Origin of the sequence: Agromyces ramosus, from assembly GCF_030817175.1 — a bacterium.
In the GTDB taxonomy this organism is placed as follows: Bacteria; Actinomycetota; Actinomycetes; order Actinomycetales; family Microbacteriaceae; genus Agromyces; species Agromyces ramosus_A.
The window spans coordinates 267,069-287,623 of sequence record NZ_JAUSYY010000001.1 but is presented as its reverse complement, the minus strand read 5'-3'; the positions used below and the strand labels follow the sequence as shown (position 1 = coordinate 287,623).

General features: G+C 69.5%; 12 protein-coding genes, 1 tRNA gene and 1 pseudogene. 12 read left to right on the top strand and 2 right to left on the bottom strand.

The annotated features are described in order from the left end of the window. Window positions 1-49: 49 nt before the first annotated feature. The gene (locus tag QFZ26_RS01310; protein WP_307038682.1) at window positions 50-280 is read right to left on the bottom strand and encodes a hypothetical protein; all 231 of its coding nucleotides are present in this window, start codon (window positions 278-280) and stop codon (window positions 50-52) included. A 202-nt stretch (window positions 281-482) separates the two neighbouring features. Between QFZ26_RS01310 and QFZ26_RS01305 the strand changes: the two genes are divergently transcribed. Continuing rightward, window positions 483-2,813: a transglycosylase domain-containing protein gene (locus QFZ26_RS01305; RefSeq protein WP_307038681.1), complete on the top strand. Its 2,331-nt coding sequence runs from the start codon at window positions 483-485 to the stop codon at window positions 2,811-2,813. A gap of 37 nt (window positions 2,814-2,850) precedes the next feature. Here the strand turns inward: QFZ26_RS01305 and QFZ26_RS01300 are convergent, their stop codons facing one another. Beyond that, window positions 2,851-3,489 (bottom strand): MBL fold metallo-hydrolase, encoded by a 639-nt coding sequence (locus tag QFZ26_RS01300; RefSeq protein ID WP_307038680.1) that lies wholly within the window; start codon window positions 3,487-3,489, stop codon window positions 2,851-2,853. Window positions 3,490-3,549: 60 nt separating this feature from the next. Here QFZ26_RS01300 and QFZ26_RS01295 point away from each other — a divergent pair, with 60 nt between their 5' ends. From QFZ26_RS01295 to QFZ26_RS01245, 11 genes and pseudogenes are all read left to right on the top strand, one after another. Beyond that, window positions 3,550-4,452, top strand: a complete 903-nt coding sequence (locus tag QFZ26_RS01295; RefSeq protein WP_307038679.1) for a diacylglycerol/lipid kinase family protein — start codon at window positions 3,550-3,552, stop codon at window positions 4,450-4,452. Window positions 4,453-4,529: 77 nt separating this feature from the next. Next, a tRNA-Glu gene (locus tag QFZ26_RS01290) sits at window positions 4,530-4,602 on the top strand. A gap of 247 nt (window positions 4,603-4,849) precedes the next feature. Further along, window positions 4,850-5,887: a TerC family protein gene (locus tag QFZ26_RS01285; RefSeq protein ID WP_307038678.1), complete on the top strand. Its 1,038-nt coding sequence runs from the start codon at window positions 4,850-4,852 to the stop codon at window positions 5,885-5,887. A 108-nt stretch (window positions 5,888-5,995) separates the two neighbouring features. Beyond that, window positions 5,996-6,889, top strand: a complete 894-nt coding sequence (locus QFZ26_RS01280) for a PP2C family protein-serine/threonine phosphatase (RefSeq protein ID WP_307038677.1) — start codon at window positions 5,996-5,998, stop codon at window positions 6,887-6,889. After that, a complete protein-coding gene (locus QFZ26_RS01275) occupies window positions 6,870-8,048 on the top strand; it encodes an FHA domain-containing protein (RefSeq protein ID WP_307038676.1) in 1,179 nt (392 codons plus the stop codon). The genes QFZ26_RS01280 and QFZ26_RS01275 overlap by 20 nt, the downstream gene beginning before the upstream one ends. Window positions 8,049-8,129: 81 nt before the next feature. Then, the gene (locus tag QFZ26_RS01270; RefSeq protein ID WP_307038675.1) at window positions 8,130-9,773 is read left to right on the top strand and encodes a serine/threonine-protein kinase; all 1,644 of its coding nucleotides are present in this window, start codon (window positions 8,130-8,132) and stop codon (window positions 9,771-9,773) included. Beyond that, window positions 9,767-10,487, top strand: a pseudogene (locus QFZ26_RS01265) (hypothetical protein). Before QFZ26_RS01270 ends, QFZ26_RS01265 begins: the two are co-directional and overlap by 7 nt. Before the next feature lie 123 nt (window positions 10,488-10,610). Next, complete coding sequence (locus tag QFZ26_RS01260; protein ID WP_307038674.1) at window positions 10,611-15,920, top strand: Ig-like domain-containing protein; 5,310 nt, start codon at window positions 10,611-10,613, stop codon at window positions 15,918-15,920. 43 nt (window positions 15,921-15,963) lie between these two features. After that, window positions 15,964-16,932, top strand: coding sequence for an AAA family ATPase (locus QFZ26_RS01255; RefSeq protein WP_307038673.1), 969 nt, complete (start codon window positions 15,964-15,966; stop codon window positions 16,930-16,932). Next, window positions 16,929-18,227: a DUF58 domain-containing protein gene (locus QFZ26_RS01250; RefSeq protein ID WP_307038672.1), complete on the top strand. Its 1,299-nt coding sequence runs from the start codon at window positions 16,929-16,931 to the stop codon at window positions 18,225-18,227. Before QFZ26_RS01255 ends, QFZ26_RS01250 begins: the two co-directional genes overlap by 4 nt. Then, on the top strand, window positions 18,224-20,548 hold the full coding sequence (locus QFZ26_RS01245) for a transglutaminase-like domain-containing protein (RefSeq protein WP_307038671.1): 2,325 nt from the start codon (window positions 18,224-18,226) through the stop codon (window positions 20,546-20,548). The genes QFZ26_RS01250 and QFZ26_RS01245 overlap by 4 nt, the downstream gene beginning before the upstream one ends. Window positions 20,549-20,555: the final 7 nt, after the last annotated feature.

Genomic DNA, 20,555 nt, shown 5'->3' with positions numbered 1-20,555 from the left:
GCGGCGTGCGGGCCGTCGAAGCACACGTCGACGGCCCGTTCGCGAGCGGTCAGCCGGTCGCCGCCATGCGCTCGTGCGCGCGCGGCAGGGTCACCCTGGTGATCGCCTCGGGCGCGGCAGTGAACGCCGCGATGCCGCCGTCGGCGCGAAGGTACCGCACGCGGTAGCCACGCCCGACTCGAGCAACTGCCGTGACGGTGAAGTCGGAACCGCCGGCGTTCACGAGCACATCGCCGACCCGCAACTCGCGTGCCTGCACGTATGTGATCGACCGACTCATAGTGAGAGAGTCTCATGAGCCACCGACATCCATCAGGCAGATGTCTCCCGCGCCTCGCAAGCGCTGGACAACCGGCTCGCCCTGCGCTTGCATGGAACTGACGGCATCGACCGGAGCCCGCCGAACGGGCGCCACCCTGACACCCGCATGCCGGCATGGAGGTGAGTCCGTGGTTCCTCGGAACAGAAGGAGTCGCGACTTCATGGAGACGCGCACGCCGTTGGGCGTCATCGGCGGGCTCATCGGCCTCATCGCGGCCAGCGTCGGCGCTGCGATGCTCGTCGTGGCCGGGGTCACGCCTGCGCTCGCGACGGTGGGAATCGCGGCATCCGCAACCGTCGGGATGTTCGACAACCTGCCGGGATACCTGCGCATCGGCGAGCTCAGCGAGAAGAGCAACATCTACGCGACCGCCTCGAACGGCAACCCCGTCCTGCTCGCGTCGTTCTACGACCAGAACCGCGTGGAGGTCGGCTGGGACGCTGTCAGCCAGTACGTGAAGGATGCAACGGTCGCCGCCGAGGATCCGAGGTTCTACACTCACGGCGGAATCGACCTGCAGGGCACGATGCGCGCGGCGGTCACGACAGCATCGGGCCGCGACACCCAAGGCGGCTCGTCGATCGCCCAGCAGTACGTGAAGAACGTGCGAGTGCAGGAGTGCGAACGTGAGGCCGCGACGACGGCACTCGAGGGGAAGTCGGAGGAGGAGCTGGCCGCGCTCACCGGCGATGAGCGCCACGCGCTCATCGAAGAAGCGCGGCTCTCCTGCTACGACTCGGCGACCGAGACCACCATCGACCGCAAGCTCAAGGAGATGCGGCTCGCGATCGGTGTCGAGAAGCGCTATTCGAAAGACCAGATCCTCCTCGGCTACCTCAACATCGCGGGATTCGGCGGAACGGTCTACGGCATCGAGGCCGCGGCGAACTACTACTTCTCGACGACCGCGGCGACCCTGACGCTCGCACAGGCCGCCTCGCTCATGGCGATCGTGAACAACCCGGTGAAGTTCCAACTCGACAAGCCAGACAGCGAGACCAACGGGGTGGCGAACGGCTACGCCCAGAATCACGCGCGGCGCGACTACATCCTCGACCGGATGCTCGAATACAAGAAGATCACCCAGGCCGAGTACGACGAGGCGATCGCAACGCCCGTGCAGCCGGCGATCAAGGAACCGAGCACGGGATGCCAGACCGCGGGCGGCTCGGCGTACTTCTGCGACTACGTCACCCACATCCTGCAGAACGACCCGACCTTCGGCGCCGACGCCGAGACGCGCATGCTGAACTTCAAGCGCGGCGGCTACGACGTGTACACGACGCTCGACCTCGATCTGCAGGCCGCCGCCGAACGGGCGATCGCCGAGAACGTGCCTCAGACCTTCCCGGGTTGGGATGTCGGCGGCGTGATCTCGAGTGTGCAGGTCGGCACCGGCCGCGTGCTCGCAATGGCGCAGAACAAGAACTACAGCGAGGATCCGCTCGTGGTGGAGGGGCATCCCGAGTACACGGGCATCAACTACAACACCGACTACGACTACGGCGGCTCGAGCGGATTCCAGCCCGGGTCGTCATACAAGGTGTTCACGCTCGCCCAGTGGCTGAAAGAGGGGCACAGCCTCAACGAGCGGGTCGACTCGAGTCGCAAGAGCAACTGGGGCGCATTCCCCGACAGCTGTCAAGGGACCCAAATCGCCGAGGCAGGCTGGAACCCGCGCAACGACGCCAATGAGCCGGGCACGAACTACAGTGCCCTCGAGTCGACGATCAGCTCGATCAACACGGGCTATCTCGGCATGGCGAAGTTGCTCGACCAGTGCGGCATCGCACAGGCCGCACAGGCGTTCGGCGTGCACCGCGCCGACGGAAACCCGCTGGTGCAAGTGCCCTCTGCAGTGATCGGCATCAACGAGGTGGCGCCGCTCAGCATGGCCGTCGCATTCGCGGGCATCGCGAACAACGGTGTCGCCTGCACTCCCGTCGCCATCGACCGGATCGTCGGTCGCGACGGACAGGAGATTCCCGTGCCCGCATCGACGTGCGCACCCGCGGTGACTCCCGAAGTCGCGGCCGGAATGCACTACGCGCTGCGTCGCGTGATGCTGGGCGGCACCGGCGCCCAGTCGAATGATCGCGTTCAGCCCTCAGTGCCGCTCATCGGCAAGACGGGTACCACCGACGGCGCGAAGGACACATGGATGGTCGGTGCGAGCACGACCGTGGCGACCGTCGCGGCCGTCGTGAGCGTCACCGGCGACGCCAACCAGCGTGGGCTCTCATTCGGCAGTGGCGAAGCCGCCACGGCGCGCCACCGGATGTGGCCCATCGTGATGTCCGTCGCGGCCGCCAAGTACGGCGGCGGCCAGTTCACCGAGGCGGCGCCGGCGCCCGTGGCGCCGCCGCCATCGACGGCACAGCCGTCGACGCCCGCAGCACCGCCCGCGCCACCGCCCGACCAGGGCCCGCCGGGACAGGTGCCCGGTGGCGAGGGCGGCCGGGGTCCGGGTCAGGGCAAGCCGGGAGGCTGAGCCTTCTGGGTCATGCCATGGCGTGCCCCCGCGCAGCTCAGAAGTCGAGCCAGTCGCCCGGTTCCAGCGGCAGATACTCGCCCCCACCTCGCTCGGTCGCCCAGGCGAGCCGCGCGTTCGAGAGGGTCTTGCCCGCGCGGGAGAGCAACATCTCGTGCGTCGGGAACGCGCGCCGCGGCGCGACCTGCTCGACGTAGTCCATCGCCTCCGCGATCTTCATCCATGGCGCGCCCGCCGGCGTTGCGAGCACGTCCACCGCGACGTCGACGGGCACGGCGAAGGAGTCACCGCCGTAGTAGAGCGAATCGTTGACGAGCACGCCCAGATTGTCGATGACCGGAATCGAGGCATGGATGAGCGCGTGGCGGCCACCGAAGAAGCGGAGCCGGAACGGGCCGACCTCGACCTCATCGCCGGCCGCGACCGGCTCGACCGGGAAGTCGGCGGCCGCGGCCGCCACCCCGGCCGGGCCGAAGATGCGCAGGCCCGGGTTCGCCTCCGAGATTCGAGCGAGCTGCTCTGGGGTCCAGTGGTCGTCGTGTTCATGGGTGATCACGACCGCCACGGTGCCGGACGACTCCGTGATCGGCGTCGTGAACTTGCCGGGGTCGACGTAGAGCTTCTCGCCCGAGGCCTCGATGACGAGGGCGGCATGCTCGAGTTTCGTGAGGCGCATGTTCCGAGCCAACACCGCGTCCCTTCGGTGCGCAAGCGCCGGTGCTGCCAGAATCGCAGGATGACCCGACCCCCGCGGCGCCTCGTCGTCGCCGTGAACCCCGCGGCCTCGTTCGGCCGCAACCGCGCGGTCGGGGCGGCCGTCGTCGAGCGCCTGGTGCACGAGGGGTACGAGGTGTCGATGCTGCGGGAGGCGAACTTCGAGTTGCTCCGGCGCGAGGCCGAGTCGGCGTTCGAGCAGGGCACCGATGGGGTCGTCGTGGTCGGTGGCGACGGCATGGTCTCGCTCGGCGTGAACCTCCTCGCGCGCACCGGGGTGCCGCTCGGCATCGTCGCGGCGGGCACCGGCAACGACCTCGCGCGCGGGCTCGGGCTGCCGCACGACGACCCTGCCGCGGCGACGGAGGCGCTCGTCGAGGCGCTGGGCCGTCCGCCGCGACCGATCGACGCGGGGCTGATCCGGCGCGGCGAGCTCAGGACGTGGTTCGCGTGCGTGGTCTCGACCGGGTTCGACGCGGTCGTGAACGAACGCGCGAACCGGATGACCCGGCCGCGCGGGGCGAGCCGATACACGCTCGCCCTCGTGCGCGAGCTCGCGACGTTCCGGCCTCGGACCTACACGCTCACCATCGACGGCGTCCCTCGCGTGCAACGTGCGATGCTCGTGTCCGTCGCCAACAATCCGTCGCTCGGCGGCGGCATGCGCATCGTGCCGCACGCCGACCTCGCCGACGGCCGCCTCGACGTGTTCATCGTGCATCCGCTCTCACGTGCCGGCCTGCTGGCGGTGTTCCCGAAGGTGTTCGCGGGCGAGCACACCGGCCATCCCGCGGTCGAGTTCCTGCAGGCCGAGCGGGTTCGCATCGAGGCCGACGACATCGTCGCCTACGCCGACGGGGAGCGCATCGGCCAGCTGCCGATCGACGTCGAGATCGCACCCGGCGCGGTGTCGGTGTTCGCCTGAGCGAGGGGCGGATACCGTCGGCGCCCCGATTTGGCGGCGGCCCGGCGCTTGTGTCATACTCTTCAAGTTGTCGATTCGGCCCCATCGTTTAGCGGCCTAGGACACCGCCCTCTCACGGCGGCAGCGCGGGTTCAAATCCCGCTGGGGTCACGCTTGAATACTCCGACAACAGGAACGCCCTCGCTCAGCGGGGGCGTTCGGCATTTCACGGCACCCGACCTCCGCCGGATGCCGCTAGGCTTGCCGGAGCGAAGGGGAGTATCCCGCGAGGCACCAGCCTCGACCCACGATCGTCAATACGAGCGCCGCCGCAGCCGCTCCGGGCGTGGGAACTGCTGCGGCAGCTTTGGGAGAGACTTTCGGATTCCGCCGTCCCCGAATCCTCGAAAGGCACCTCGTGCTCGATCTCCCCGTCTGGTTCGAAGTCGGATCCCTCGTGATCCTGACGCTCATCCTCGTCGGCGACCTGCTGCTCGTCCTGAAGCGGCCGCACGTGCCGTCGCTCAAGGAGTCCACCCTCTGGGTGGTCTTCTACGTGGCGCTCGCCCTCGTGTTCGCGGGCCTGATGTACGTGCTGGGCGATGCCGAGCACGCCGGTCAGTTCCTCGCCGGGTGGCTCACCGAGTACAGCCTCTCGATCGACAACCTCTTCGTGTTCGTGATCATCATGGCGAGGTTCTCGGTGCCCCGGAAGTACCAGCAGGAGGTGCTCATGGTGGGCATCATCATCGCCCTCGTGCTGCGCGGCATCTTCATCCTGCTCGGTGCCTCGCTCATCGAGAACTTCTCGTGGATCTTCTACATCTTCGGCGCGTGGCTCGTGTGGACGGCCATCCAGCAGGTGCGCGCCGACCACGAAGACGACGAGTCCGAGACCTTCGTCGTCCGGATGCTGCGCAAGCGCGTGCGGCTCACCGACGAGTACGACGGCGTGAAGCTTCGCACCGTGATCGACGGCAAGAAGTTCTTCACGCCGATGCTCATCGTCTTCGTGGCGATCGGCACGACCGACCTGCTGTTCGCCCTCGACTCGATCCCAGCGATCTTCGGCATCACGCAGAGCCCGTTCATCGTGTTCACCGCGAACGTGTTCGCCCTGATGGGACTGCGCCAGCTCTACTTCCTGCTCGGCGGCCTCCTCGAGCGCCTCGAGTACCTGAAGTACGGCATCGCCTTCATCCTCGCCTTCATCGGCGTGAAGCTGGTGCTGCACGCCATGCACGAGAACGAACTGCCGTTCATCAACGGCGGCGAGCACATCGAATGGGCGCCCGAGATCTCGACGTGGACGTCGCTCATCGTGATCGTCGCCGCGATGGCGGTCGCAACGATCGCGAGCGTCGCGAAAGCCCGCATCGACGCCAAGCGCCGCGGTCACAACCTGATGGACGAAGTGCCGCATTTCACGGAAGACTCGCACGCCAACGAGCGCTGACACGGCGTCGGCGTCGTCAGGAGGCGGCTCGAGTTGCTAGCGTGGATGCGCGTCGCCCGGCTGCGACGGCCGGGCAAGCGCCCGTGCGATCGCTGATCGAGGAGGAACGTGTCTGCTGATGGTGAGGGCGTCGTCGCCCTGACGCGAGGCGAGGCGCTCATCGCGCACAGTGCGCAATCGGACGTCGGGCGCGTGCGCAGCGTGAACGAAGACGCCTACCTCGCGGAAGCGCCCGTCTACCTCGTGGCCGACGGCATGGGGGGCCATGCCCGAGGCGATGCGGCGAGCCAGGCGGTGGTCGAGACGTTCCGGCGTCATCTCGAGACGGGCGTCCCATCGTCGCCCGAGCAGGTGCTCGACGCCATCCACAGCTCGAACGACGCCGTGCGCGCCCTCAGCGAAGAGGGCGAGGAGGGCACCGCCGTCGCGGGCACCACCCTGGCCGGCGTCGCGCTCGTCGACGCAGGCGACGGGGCAGGCTTCCACTGGATGGTCTTCAACGTCGGCGACTCCCGCATCTACGCGTGGGACGGCCGAACGCTCGAGCAGCTGAGCGTCGACCACTCCGCGGTGCAGGAGCTCGTCGACGCCGGGTTGATCCGTGCCGATGAGGCTGAGCGCCACCCCGAGCGCAACGTCATCACCCGCGCCCTCGGCGCCGACGAGTTCGTCGACCCCGACATCTGGCTCATTCCGGCGGCCGGTCGGCAGGTGTTCCTCGTCTGCTCCGACGGACTGTCCAAGGAGGTCGACGACCAGGCCATCGCGGACATCCTCGCCGGAGACACCGGGCACGCGGCCGGCCTCGCCGGCGAACTCGTCGCGGCGGCGCTCGCCAACGGCGGCCGCGACAACGTGACGGCCGTCGTGGTGGAATCGGAGCTCGGCTCGGGCGGCGACGACGACGAGACGACACGCGACCGCGCCGCGCGCACGGCGCACCCTGCGGAAGACACCAGGCCGCGCACGGCGGGAGGCGAAGATGGCAACGTATCGGCATGACCCGAAGGGCTCGTGGTTCGCGGCGATTCGCGGGGGTGTGATCCTGTTCGTTCCGTCGGCTGCGTCAGGCGAGCTCGGCGCGCTCTGGGCCGAGTTCGCCGATGGAGACCCGACGTCGCGGGTCCTCGACCGGCTCACCGCGCAGGGATTGGCCGCGACTCCGTCGTTCGCGCTCGTCGTCCGCGATCGCGAGGCTGGGAGCGCACGCATCGTCGTTCGAGGCCCGATCACGGTTGACGTCGGTGACATCGAGATCAACGGCACCGGCGTCTCGACCTGGATCGAGCGGGTCGTCGCCGATGCCGCCACCGTGCGGGTCGCGGTGGACGCGATCGGCGACGCCGAGTCGGTCGCCGGTGAAGCGCTGCCCGTGGTCGAGGCCGTGGTCGCGGCGCTCGCCGTCTCCTCCGGGGGCGTCGAGTCGGTCGCGCCCGACGAGCCGCGCGAGCAAGCAGCCGCGGCGGCGCCGGCAGTGGGCGCGCCGGCCGCACGACCGGCTGCCGTGCCCGAGGTGCGAGCTCCCTCGGCGCCCCTCCTTCCTCCGGCCCCGCCCCCTGCCGCGCCGAACCGCGCTCCGGCCGAGCAGACCATGGTGCCGGCGGAGGAGACCGTTGCGAGCGTCCACCCGACCGCTCGGCCGACCGCACCGAGCGCCCCCGCCACTGCGACCGCCCAGGCCGCCGCGCCGACCGGCGATGCCGACGGCGACCACGACGGCATGACCGTCGCGAGCGTCGACATCCGGCGGCTCCGCGAAGCGCGCGCCCGCACTGCTCCGGAGACGCCGGCGAACGGCACGCCCGCTGCATCCGCCGCCGCTTCGCCGATCAGCATCCGCCTGCCCGACGGCTCCGTGGAGCCGATCGCCCAGGAGGTCGTCCTCGGGCGCGCTCCGAGCGTGAGCAAGGTGTCTGGCGGACGCATCCCGCGACTGGTCACCATCGGCCTCGGCGACCCCGACATCTCCCGCAGTCATGCGCGTCTCGCCCTCGAGGGCGACACGGTCGTGGTCACCGATCTCCACTCGCGCAACGGTACGCATGTCGCCCAGCCCGGCAAGGCCCCCGTGAAGCTCCGGGCCGGCGAACCCACGCCCGTGCTCGCGGGTACCGTTGTCGACTTCGGCGGAGGCTGGACCATCCAAGTGGTGGCCGACTGATGCGTCGCATCACCTCGGTGCCGCCCGAGCTGCCGGGCTACACGTCGCTCGGCCTGCTCGGCTCGGGCGGATTTCGCCGACGTGTTCCTCTACGAGCAGCGGCTTCCCCGCCGCAAGGTCGCCGTCAAGGTGCTGCTCGCCGAGGGGCTCGAACGCGATACGAAGGCGCAGTTCGTCGCCGAGGCGAACCTGATGGCCCAGTTGTCGGCGCATCCGTTCATCGTCACGATCTTCCACGCCGACGTCGCGGCCGACGGGAGGCCGTACTTCGTCATGGAGTACTGCTCCGGACCGAGCCTCGCCGAGCGCTACAAGCGCGGCCGGTTCGCGGTCGAAGACGCGCTCCGCACCGGTGTCCGGCTGGCGGGCGCCGTCGCCACCGCGCACGGAGCGGGCATCCTGCATCGCGACATCAAGCCCGCGAACGTGCTGACGAACGACTACGGCTGGCCGGCGCTCACCGACTTTGGCATCTCGTCGAACCTCGAGGGCGAGCTCCCGGTGCACACCATCACCGGTCGCGACGAGGCGTCCGGCACCGGGTCAGGGCAATCGGCGGTCGGCATGAGCGTGCCGTGGTCACCGGCCGAGATGTTCGAGGACGACCCGAAGCCCGACACCCGCAGCGACGTGTTCTCCCTCGCGGCCACCGTGTACACCCTCCTTGCGGGTCGCACGCCGTTCGAGATCGCCGGCCGGTCGAACGGCTCGCTCGACCTCATCGGACGCATCGAGCGCGGAGCGATCACCCCGCTCGATCGCGATGACGTCCCGAGGAGCCTGTCGGTCGTGCTCGCCAAGGGAATGGCGAAGCGCCGTGACGACCGCTACCAGAGTGCCGTCGACTTCGCCCGGGCACTCCAGCGCGTGGAGCTCGAACTCGGCTACGCCGCGACCACGATCGAGGTGCCGAACCTCGCGACCGAGCGGCACGGGTCCGCAACGGGCGAGGTCGACCCCGATGCCGTCCCCGACGCCGACGCGACTCGCGCTCGCTCGGTGCAGGTCGTCGACGCTCAGTCGGCACGGGCCGTGTCGCCGGTGGTCGTCCCCGGCGACGATGACGCGACCCGGGCTCGCTCGCCCCAGCGGGTGGACCCGCAGCCGGTCGCGGCGTCGGCGGCGCCCACGCAGGCACCCCTCGACGACCGAACGGTGGTGCGCACCCACGGGCGCGCGGCATCCGCACCGGTCGATGCGGGTGCGTCCGTGGGCGCCGCCGACGGCGTCACCGACGTGACGATCGTGCGAACCCCGAGCGCAGTGGGCGCGGATGCCGCTGCACCGTCGCGCTCCGAGACACCGGCGCCGCGTCGTCGCCCCGCCATCGGCACGGTCATCGGCGCGGTCGCCGGTGTCGTCGTGCTCGCCGCGGTGGGCCTCGTCATCGCGCTCTCCGGCACGCTGTCGGCGCCGGAGCCGTCCGCGAAGCCGACGACGACGCCCGACGATGCCGTCGTGGCCGTCACCGTGCCCGCGCCGACGATCTCGCCGGGCGTCCCCGGTGCCGACGGGGCATCCGTCGTGTTCGAGGTCTCGCACGACCCTGTCGAGGACGGCGATCTCTACCGCTGGCAGCGCGCCGACGGCATCGGCAGCACGCAAGTGGCCGAGGGGCCGTCCATCACGGTCACCGGCGCGACGCCGGGTGTGCCGCTCTGCATCGACGTGCAGGTGCAACGCGGCAGCAAGACCTCGGAGCCGCAGCGAGGGTGCTCATCGTGAGGCCGCTGCGCGTCGAGTACTGCGGCGAGTGGTACACCGTCGAGCCCGGGCAGCCCTTCACGATCGGCCGGGAGTCCGACCTCACGATCGACGACAACCCGTACTTGCACCGCACCTTCCTGACGCTGTCGTCCGAATACGGGCTCTGGTGGCTCTCGAACGTCGGGCAATTGCTCTCGGCCACCGTCTCCGACGCCACGGGCAGCGTGCAGGCCTGGGTGGCACCGGGGGCGAAGCTCCCGCTCGTCTTCCAAGCGGTGCACGTCATGTTCAGCGCCGGCGCGACGACCTACGACTTCACGGTCCACGCCGAAGAGGACTTCTACAACACCTCCCTGACCGCGACTCCCGGCCGACGGGGGCACGACCGTGCTCCCGGTCACGCTCACGAGCAGCCAGCGGCTGCTCGTGGTGGCGCTCGCCGAGAACCTGCTCTCGCAGCCATCGGCGGGCCGGGCGGCGGTTCCGACGTCGGCCGAGGCGGCGGCGCGTCTCGGATGGAGCATGACGACCTTCAATCGCAAGCTCGACAACGTGTGCGAGAAACTCGACAAGATCGGGGTGCACGGTCTCCGCGGCGGCCGCGGCAAGCTGGCGACGAATCGGCGCGCCCGGCTCGTCGAATATGCCGTCGCGACCCGGCTCGTGAGCTTCGAGGATCTCGCCCTGCTCGACGCCGGGCGGCAAGACTCGGAGCACCCTGCGCCCGACTGATCGGAGGGGAGTGCTCCCCATGTGTCGATGGCGCGGCCCGTGTTAGCGTGTACCCCGGAGTTGGGGGGCGACTGCGCCCAGTTTCATGCGCTCACGTCTGCAGCAGAAATCAGGGAGTAACGGTTGGGTACCTTCACGTCCTGGCTCCGCCCCCGCAAGACCATGGCCACGACCGTGGCCATCTCGCTGCTCGCAGGTGTTCCGCTCACGTTCGCCGTGCTGCACCAGGGTTTCCCGGTGACGGATCCCGACCTGCGTGCGCGCGAGGTCTGGGTGACGAACGGCGAAGAGCTGCTGGCCGGCCGCCTCAATCGCCAGATCGAAGAGCTCGACGCCGCTGTGAGCACGGTCTCGAACGAGATGGACGTCTTCCAGAACGGCGACGATGTCTTCCTCTACGACCTGAGCGCCGGTTCGCTCGAGCGCATCGATCCGTCCTTCACGACGTTGACGCAGCGCGTCGACGTGCCGCTCGGCTCGAAGATCGCCTACGGGGGCGACGTGTTCGCCATCCTCTCGTCGAAGGGCGAGCTGTGGACGACACCCGCCGGCGGCGAGCTCTCGTTCGACCCGCGCGGCACCGACCCGCTCGTCGAGCTCGGTGACGATGCGCAGGTCGCGGTGACCCTCGAGGGCACGGTGTTCGCGACGTCACCGTCGAAGAAGACGTTGTATCGCATCGAGCGCGGTGGTGGCGAACCGGTGACGTCGGAGTTGCCGAAGCTGGGTGAGCATCAGTTGGCGGCCGTCGGCGAGCGTGCGGTCGTGCTCGATGTCGAGCGCGACGAGGTCGTCGTCGATGGGCGGGCGATCGCGCTGCCCGAGCCCGGCCTGCGGTTGCAGCAGTCGGGTGCCGAGCACGATGCGGCCTACGTGGCAAACGCGTCGGGACTGCTGGAGGTGCCGCTGGGCGGTGGCGACGTCCGGGTCATCGACAGCGGTGGTGACGCCGCGGCCCGGTCTGCCGACGAGGTTGCGGCGCCGGTGTGGCTGAACGGGTGCGCGCACGGGGCGTGGGCGTCGTCGTCGCGCTACCTGTCCGCGTGCGATGGCGAGGAGCCGGCACCGCAGGAGATCGAGCAGCCCACGGCGGGATCGCGGTTGGAGTTCCGGGTGAACCGGGACGTGATCGTGCTGAACGACCTGACCAACGGGAATGCCTGGTTGGTCGACTCCGATCTTCGCCTGGTCGACAACTGGGACGAGGTCACGCCGCCCGAGGAGTCCGACGAGCTCGAGGGTGATGAGAAGAGCGCCCAGCAGACCTTCGAGGACACCCTCGCCGAGCGCACCGACGTGAATCGTCCGCCGCTGGCACGCGATGACAGCTATGGCGTGCGTCCCGGCCGCACGACGGTACTCGAGGTGCTGGAGAACGACACGGACCCCGACGGCGACGTGCTGACCGTCAGCGGCACGTCGGAGGTTGCGGAGTCGCAGGGGCGGTTGGAGCTGATCGACGGCGGTCGGGCGCTGCAGTTCACGCCGGCTGAGGGCGCTGCCGGCACGGTCTCGTTCCGGTACGGCGTCGATGACGGCCGCAAGGGCGTGTCCGAGGCATCCGTGAATGTGCGGGTCGTGCCCGAATTGGAGAACGCGGCGCCCGTGGCGCTGCGGTCCGGCGCGGTGAGCGTCGAGCAGGGCCAGCAGATCTCGTACAACCTGCTCGCCGATTGGATCGACCCCGACGGCGACGACGTGTTCCTCGTCAACGCCTCACCGACGAGCGGCGACTCCGTGCGGTTCAGCCCCGACGGATTCGTGACGTTCGGTCACCAGTCGGGCGAGCTCGGCCTCAAAGAGGTGCAGTTCACCGTCTCCGACGGGCAGGCCACGGCGGCGGGCGTGCTGACGGTCGACGTCAAGGCGGCGGGCAGCCTGAACCCCGTCGGCACGCCGGACTTCGCGAAGGTGTTCACGGGTGAGACCGTCCTGGTGAATCCGCTCGAGAACGACCTGTCACCATCGGGTGCGCCACTGGCGCTGCTCGGCGTCGCCGACGTGCCCGGTGAGGCGTTCGTCACGCCGAACCTCGAGCGCGGCACGCTCGCCGTCTCGGCCCAGTCGCCGGGGGAGTACATCTTCCTCTACAACCTCGGCGCCGGTGCCGCGGTGAGTGTCGGGCTCGTGCGCGTGCAGGTGGTCGATCCGCCCACTGACGAGCAGCTGCCGATCGCCGTGAAGGACACCGCGTACCTCCGCCCCGGTGAGCCGACCTCGGTGCCGGTGCTCGCCAATGACGTCTCGCCGACGGGCCGGGTGCTGGCCGTGCAATCCGTCGACGACTCCATGACCGACGACCTCGTCTCGGTTGAGATCATCACCAACACCGTCGCCCGTGTGACCGCCTCGGCGGCGCTCGATCGCCAGTTGCAGTTCAGCTACACGATCTCCGACGGCCTCCAGACGGCCACGGCCACCGTCACGGTCGTGCCGGTGCCGCCGCTCGTGAACCACCAGCCCCCCGTGGCGCTCGACGACAACGTCAACGTGCGCGCCGGCGACATCGTCACCGTGCCGGTGCTCGGCAACGACTACCACCCCGATGGTGCGACGCTCCACGTGCTGCCCGACCTCGCCGAAGCGGAGATCCCCGAGGGACTCGCCTTCGTGAGCGAAGATGCCGTTCGCTTCCAGGCGCCCGAGGAACCTGGGCTCTACTCGGTGGTCTACACGATCGGCGATGACTTCGACCAGACCGCCCGCGCCCAGGTGAACTTCACCGTCGTGGCGAAGGATGCCGGTGAGAACCGGGCGCCGCTGCCGACGCCGCTCACCTCGCGCACGTTCGCCGGCTCCGCCGTCAAGATCGACGTCCCGCTCGACGGACTCGACCCCGACGGCGACTCGGTCGTGCTCACGGGCATCAAGTCGTCTCCGGGGCTCGGCCGCGTCGTCGACGAGACCAGCACGTCGTTCACCTATGAGGCGTTCGCGGGCTCGACCGGCACCGACACCTTCACCTACGAGCTGCGCGACACGCAGGGCGCGACCGCGATCGGCACGATCCGCATCGGCACCATTCCGCGGCCCGCGGTCGCGCTGCCGCCGAAGGCCGTCGACGACACGATCGAGATGAAGCCCGGCCGCACGGCATCCGTCGAGGTGCTCCTGAACGACTCCGACCCGAGCGGCTACAGCCTGAGCGTCGCCGACCTGCCCGAGGTCGACGAGGGCGTGGAGGCCGAGGTGCGCGAGCAGCGGCGCGTGGTGGTGACCGCTCCCGAGCAGGAGGGCGCGTTCACGATCCGGTACGAGATCTCGAACGGGCACGGCGGCGCCGACACCGCGTTCCTGCAGATCGCGGTGAAGGATGACGCCCGCATCCTCCCTCCGAGCGCCGAAGATCAGGTCATCGAGCCTGAAGACGTGCTCGACGTCGACTCCGTCGAGGTGAGCCCGCTCGACGATGCGACGAACCCCGGCGGACTCGTCGAAGACCTCGTGGTGACGGTCGAGGGTCCCAACGCCGATCGAGCCGAGGTGCAGGCCGACGGCAGCATCGTGGTGCGTCCGACGAAGCAGCGCTTCGCCGTCGCGTACCGACTCACGAACGAGCTCGACGCTCTCGACGCCATGGCATTCGTGATCGTTCCACCCGCCGTGAACCCGAAGGAGGACGAGGCCGACGAGCCGAGCATCCCGGGTCCGCATCTCGCCGAGCTCGGTCCCATCGTCATCCCGATGAACGGCCGCATCAGCTGGGACGTCGCCGACATCGTCGTGGTCCCTTCCGGCAATCCCGCGCTCATCCTGTCGGCCTCGAGCACCAACTCCGGCGAATCGGCGTTCATCGACGGTGAGAACCTGCAGTACGTTCCAGCCAAGGACTACCGTGGCGAGGCATCCGTCACCTTCGAGGTGACCGATGGAACGTCGGCGAACGACCCGAAGGGGCGCAAGGCGATCCTCACCATCCCGATCACCGTCGGCGATCCGAACTTCGAGGACACGCCCCCGGTCTTCACCCCCCGCAGCGAAACGATCGAGGCCGGCGAATCGGCACTCCAGGTCGATCTGCGCTCGTCGAGCGATCACCCGAACCCCGACGCGATCCAGCGCCTCGGCTACTCCAACCTCGGCGGCACGACCGCCGACATCCAGGCCACGCTCGATGGCGCCACCCTGAACCTCTCGGCGCCGCTCGGCGTACAGCCCGGCACCTCGACGCGCATCACCTTCGACGTGACGTTCAACTCGTTCACGGTGCCCGGCTACGTCGACGTGAAGGTCGTCTCGTCGACGCGCGCGATGCCGCAGGCCGTCGACGACGGACCGGAGGAGATGAAGCGCAGCGAATCGCTGGCGATCGACGTGCTCGCCAACGACTTCAACCCGTTCCCCGACGTGCCGCTGCGAGTCATCGCCGCCGAGGTCGATCAGGCGAGCGTCGGCTCGAGCGCCTCGGTGAGCTTCACCTCCGAGGGCATCACCGTGCGCACCGGCGCCTCCTTCACCGGAACCCTGAGCGTGATCTACCGCATCCAGGACGCGACGAAGGATCCCGCGCGTGAGACGCAGGGCCGTGCAACCGTCATCGTGCGGGCTCCACCGGATGCGCCGAACGCTCCGACCGTCGTTGCCGGAGATGCGGCGGCCACCGTGACGTGGAAGGCGCCGGCGAACAACAACTCGCCGATCACCGACTATCTCGTCGAGTACGACGGCCAGAGGGCGGAGTTCCCTGCGTCAGCTGCTGATCGTCCGCAGCGCATCACCGGCCTCACGAACGGCACCCGGTACACCTTCACGGTGCGGGCGATCAACGCGATCGGCACGTCCGAGGCCTCGCCGGGAACGAGTGCCATTCCATACGGCACGCCGTCCGCGCCGCGAGGTGCGCGCCTCCAGTCCTCTGGCGATGCGCCCTCGAACCTCACGGCCAGCTGGAACGCCCCGAGCGACACCGGCGGCGGATCCGTCACGTACCGCTGGCGCATCACCGGCACCGGCCAGGGCTGGCAGGAGACGAACGGCACCTCCGGCCGGTTCAACGGCGCAGGCGCCGGAAGCTACACGCTCGAGGTCTACGCGATCAACGATGGCAGCGGCAATGCCGGTCCCGTCGCCACCGACACCGTCGGGGTGAGCAATCCGCCGCCGCCCCAGCCCTCGGGCTCGATCGGCAAGGGGTCGAGCATGGGATGCCAGAGCGGTGGTGGCGGATGCGCCGAGGTGCGCATCACCTGGGACAATATGGATCCGGGCACCTACCGTGTCTTCGCGACGATCAACGGCGGCGCGTGCTGCGGCTACCAGCAGCAGGTCGACATCGGCGCGAGCGGGCGGCTGCAGCTGCAGAACCACCTCGGCATCCGATCGGGCGGCGAGACCATCGCGGTGCGGTTCGAGAACGTCAGCGGAGGCACCTCGCGCACGCTGGGCGCCATCAGCGGAACCCAGTGGAACAACCTCGGCTTCAACACGTGGTGACGACCGTGACACGGCGCAGGCAACACAGACCAAAGGAACGCAGATGCCAGTAACCCAAGAGCAGGCCCAGTGGTACCAAGACGCCTTCAGCAAGCTCGTCGACAACGTCGACCAGGCGATCCTCGGCAAGCGGGAGGTCATCGAGCTCGTCGTGACCGCCATGCTGGCGGGTGGCCACGTGCTGTTGGAGGACTTCCCCGGTACGGGCAAGACGGTGCTCGCCAAGGCGCTCGCGAACACGCTCGACGGCACCCACTCGCGCATCCAGTTCACGCCCGACCTGCTGCCGTCCGACGTCACCGGCGTCACGATCTACGACCAGGGCAAGGGGCACTTCGAGTTCCACCGCGGCCCGATCTTCGCGTCGATCGTGCTCGCCGACGAGATCAACCGCGCGAGCCCCAAGACGCAGTCGGCGCTTCTCGAGGTCATGGAGGAGGGCAAGGTCACGGTCGACGGCGTGAGCTACGACGTCGGCACCCCCTTCATGGTCATCGCCACGCAGAACCCCGTCGAACAGGCGGGCACGTACTCCCTCCCCGAGGCGCAGCTCGACCGGTTCCTCATCAAGACCTCGCTCGGATACCCCGACCACGACACGGCCGTGACGCTGCTGCTCGACTCGGCCAACCGCGCGCGCGCCTCCCGGGTCTCGCCGATCATCGCGTCGAGCTCGATCACCACCATGGCGCAGCTGGCGTCCGACGTGCACGTCGACGCCGCGGTGCTCTCCTACCTCAACCAGATCGTCGCAGCGACGAGAGAGCACCAGGACACCGCACTCGGCGTCAGTATGCGCGGCGCGCTCGCCCTCGCACGCGCGACCAAGTCGTGGGCGATCGCCCACGGCCGCACCTATGTCACCCCCGATGACGTGCGTGATCTCGCCGTGCCGGTGCTCGCGCACCGCATCATCGTCGACCCCGAATCCGACTTCGCGGGCGTCACGGCGGAAGACATCGTTTCCCGCGTGCTCGTCGAGATCGCGCCGCCCGCGTACCGGGCGGCATGAGCGGCGAGTCGACCGCGCGACCGGCCCCCTCGCAGGCGCGCATCGCATTCCGTTCGACCGGGCGTGCCGTTGCGGCATCCGCTCGGTCGATCGCGGCGCGCGTCTCCAGCGCAGTGCAGGGTGGGGCGCGGTTGGCGGCCCCCGTCACCGGCGTCGTGTCGCCGACCGGCTGGCTCGTGCTCGCCGCTGCCGTGGTGTCGCTCGTGCTCGCGTGGTCGTTCGGGTGGATCGAGTTCGCCTTCCTCGGCTTCACGCTGCTCGCCGCGCTGCTCATCGCCGTGGCGTTCGTGTTCGGACGCATGAACTTCCGGGTCGGCATCGAACTGCAGCCCTCGCGAGTGGTCGCCGGCGAACGGGCGCTCGGTCGGCTCGTGGTCGCCAACGCCGGAACCCGCGTGTCGACGCCGTCGCGGGTCGAGCTTCCCGTCGGCGCCGGCCTCGCCGAGTTCGTGATGCCGGCGCTGCCGCCCGAGGCGGAGCACGAGGAGCTCTTCGCGGTGCCGACCAGCCGGCGGGCCGTCATCGTGGCGGGGCCGGCGATCTCGGTTCGCGGAGATCAGCTCGGCCTGCTCCGCCGTATCGTGCGCTGGACCGACCCGGTCGAGTTGTTCGTGCACCCGGTCACGGCGCGACTGCAGCCGTCGGCGGCGGGCCTCATGCGCGATCTCGAGGGTGAGATCACCAAGACGATCACGAACAACGACATCTCGTTCCATGCGCTGCGCGCGTACGAGCCGGGCGACGCGCTGCGCAACGTGCATTGGCGCACCTCCGCGCGCACCGGCCAGCTCATGGTGCGCCAGTACGAGGAGACGCGCCGTTCCCAGCTCACGCTCGTGCAGACCACCGAGCGCAGGCACTACGCCTCCGATGACGAGTTCGAACTCGGCGTCTCGGTGCTCGCCTCGATCGCGGTGCAGGTCATTCGCGACGGTACGCGCCTGGCGGTGGTGACCGAGGGGCTCGCCCTTCGCACGGCGACCCCGACGTCGCTGCTCGACGACACCTCCCGGATCGAACCGGCGAGCGGAGCGTTCCCCTCGGTGCGCGAGTTCGTCCGCGACGCCACGAAGCGATTGCCGGCGCCGAGCGTCGTGATCGCGGTCTCCGGTTCGCAGATGCCCGTCGCGGAGTTCCGCTCGATCGAGACCATCTTCAGCGCCGACACCATGATGGTGGCGCTGCGCGTCGAGCTCGGCGCCCCGTCTCGACTCTCGAGGGTCGCCGGCGCCGTCGTCGTCACCGTCGGTGACCTCGCCGATCTCTCCCGCATCATGCGAAGGGTGCGACCATGACCCGGATTCCCCGCAGCGTCGTCGGCGACATCCTCGTGCTCAGCGCGCTCTCGCTGCTCGGCATCCTGGGATACGAGACGTCATTCGGCGACCTGAACTTCCTCGTCGCGGCCATCGGCGGGCTCCTCGTCGGGACGCTCGCCGCCGTGGCGGGCTCGCTCTGGCGACTCGGCGTGCTCACGACCGTGCTGCTCGGACTCGCCGCCTACTTCGTGCTCGGCACGCCGTTCACCATGCCCGGCGCCGGCACGTTCGTCGTGCTTCCGAGTCTCGAGTCGATCGTCGGGCTCGCCTTCGGTGCGGTGTTCGGCTGGGCCGACATCGTGACGATCGGCACCCCGGTTGAAGCACCGTACTACGTGGCAGCCGTGCCGTTCTTCGCCGCATGGCTCGTGTCGCTCGTCGGCACCATGCTCGTCACGAGGTGGCTCGTGAAGCGCCGCACGGCGCTGCGGTCGAGCGTGCTGCTCATCGGGCCGATCCTGTTGTACGTCTCAGGCATCCTGCTCGGCACCGACGAGGCCTATTTCGCCGGCGTGCGCGGCGTCACCTTCGCGGTGCTCGCCCTCGTCTGGATCGCCTGGCGACGCGGCGCGACCGTCGAGGCGAGCGGCGACGGGGCGAAGCGCCTCCTCAAGCAGAAGCTCGTCGGTACCGCGGCCGTCGTCGTGGGCGCCATCGCCGTCGGCACGCTCGCCGGTGCAGCGCTGGCACCCGTGACACCCGATCGGTTCGTGCTGCGCGAGGAGATCGTGCCGCCGTTCGATCCGCTCGAGTTCCCGAGCCCGTTGTCGGGATTCCGCAAGTACACGAAGGACCTCGCCGAGACGCCGCTCTTCGAGATCTCAGGGCTGGAGCCCGGCGACGCGATCCGCCTCGCGACCATGGACTCGTACACGGGCCGGTTGTGGAACGTCGCCGGTCCCGAGGCCGTCGGCGCCGATGGCGGCGGCTATGCGATCGTCGGCGAGACCCTCCCCGAACCGCCGCTCGCGAGCCTCGGAAGCCGGCGTGAGGTCGAGGTCGACGTCGCCGGCTACGACGACGTCTGGATTCCCACGGTGGGGTATGGCTCGTCGCTCCAGTTGCTCGACGACGACACAGCTGCTCGCGAAGGCGACCTGCGGTACAACCCCGCCGCCGGAACGGCAGTGCTGACGAGCGGCATCGGCGACGGTGCCAGGTATCTCGTCGACGCGCGCATCCAGCTCGAACCCGAGCTCGAGGAGCTCGTCGACGTGCCGGTGGCGAGCCTGACCCTCCCGGCCGTGGTGAACTCACCCGACGTGATCGCCGCGAAGGCCGACGAGTTCGTGGGCGACGCCGTGAGCCCGATCGAGCAGCTGCGAAATATCGAACGTGCGCTCAAGACCGGCGGATTCCTCAGCCACGGGCTCGCGTCCGATACCGTCCCGTCACGTGCCGGGCACGGTGCCGATCGCATCATCGAGCTCTTCACACGGACCCAGATGGTCGGCGATGAGGAGCAGTACGCCTCCGCCATGGCGCTGATGGCCCGTCACCTCGGGTATCCGGCACGGGTGGTCATGGGCTTCGCGCCCGAGGTGCCCGCCGACGGCGGCAGTGTCGAAGTCACCGGTGGTGACGTGACGGCCTGGGTCGAGGTGCCGTTCGAAGGGGTGGGATGGGTTTCCTTCCGCCCCACGCCCGACCAGGTCGACGTGCCGCAGGAGCAGACGCCCAAGCCGAAGTCCGAGCCGCAGCCGCAGGTCCGACAGCCCCCGCGGGCGGAGGAGATCGAGGACGACCTCCTCACGACGGTCGAGATCGACGAGACGAAGGATGATCGCGACGAGGCGTTCGTCGTGCCCGGCTGGGTCTGGCTCGTGACCGGTGTCCTCGGCATCCCGCTCCTGATCGTGTTCCTGCCGATCCTCGCCGTGGCTCTCGCGAAGCGGCGTCGTCGCCAGAAGCGACTGCGCGGGGCCAACGACCGGCGCGCCGCAGGCGCCTGGGAGGAGCTGGTCGACCGATACGCGGAACTCGGCTTCGAACCGCCCGATCGCGGCACGCGGCTCCAGTCGGCGCGGGTGCTCGAGCGACAGGCGGTCGATCAGGGGCTCGAGCGGCCGACGGCGACCGGATCGCCCGGGTCGCCCGGCGATCGCCCGTCAGAACCGGTGCGACTCGCGTCCCTCGCGGCGACGATCGATCGCGACGTGTTCGGCGGCGTCGAGGTGAGCGACGAGGTCGTCACCGCACGTTGGACCGAGGCGGATGCCGCGACCGCTGCCATCTACGGCGCCGCCGGACGCATCCGCCGCGTCATCAGCCGCTATCGGATCCGCTCGCGCCGCTAAAGTGGTT

Excerpts from the sequence above, each read along its gene's own strand:
- QFZ26_RS01305 (WP_307038681.1), top strand. The coding sequence starts at position 483 with ATGGAGACGCGCACGCCGTTGGGCGTCATCGGCGGGCTCATCGGCCTC.
- QFZ26_RS01275 (WP_307038676.1), top strand. The coding sequence starts at position 6,870 with ATGGCAACGTATCGGCATGACCCGAAGGGCTCGTGGTTCGCGGCGATT.
- QFZ26_RS01310 (WP_307038682.1), bottom strand. The coding sequence starts at position 280 with ATGAGTCGGTCGATCACATACGTGCAGGCACGCGAGTTGCGGGTCGGC.
- QFZ26_RS01255 (WP_307038673.1), top strand. The coding sequence starts at position 15,964 with ATGCCAGTAACCCAAGAGCAGGCCCAGTGGTACCAAGACGCCTTCAGC.
- QFZ26_RS01300 (WP_307038680.1), bottom strand. The coding sequence starts at position 3,489 with ATGCGCCTCACGAAACTCGAGCATGCCGCCCTCGTCATCGAGGCCTCG.
- QFZ26_RS01245 (WP_307038671.1), top strand. The coding sequence starts at position 18,224 with ATGACCCGGATTCCCCGCAGCGTCGTCGGCGACATCCTCGTGCTCAGC.
- QFZ26_RS01295 (WP_307038679.1), top strand. The coding sequence starts at position 3,550 with ATGACCCGACCCCCGCGGCGCCTCGTCGTCGCCGTGAACCCCGCGGCC.
- QFZ26_RS01250 (WP_307038672.1), top strand. The coding sequence starts at position 16,929 with ATGAGCGGCGAGTCGACCGCGCGACCGGCCCCCTCGCAGGCGCGCATC.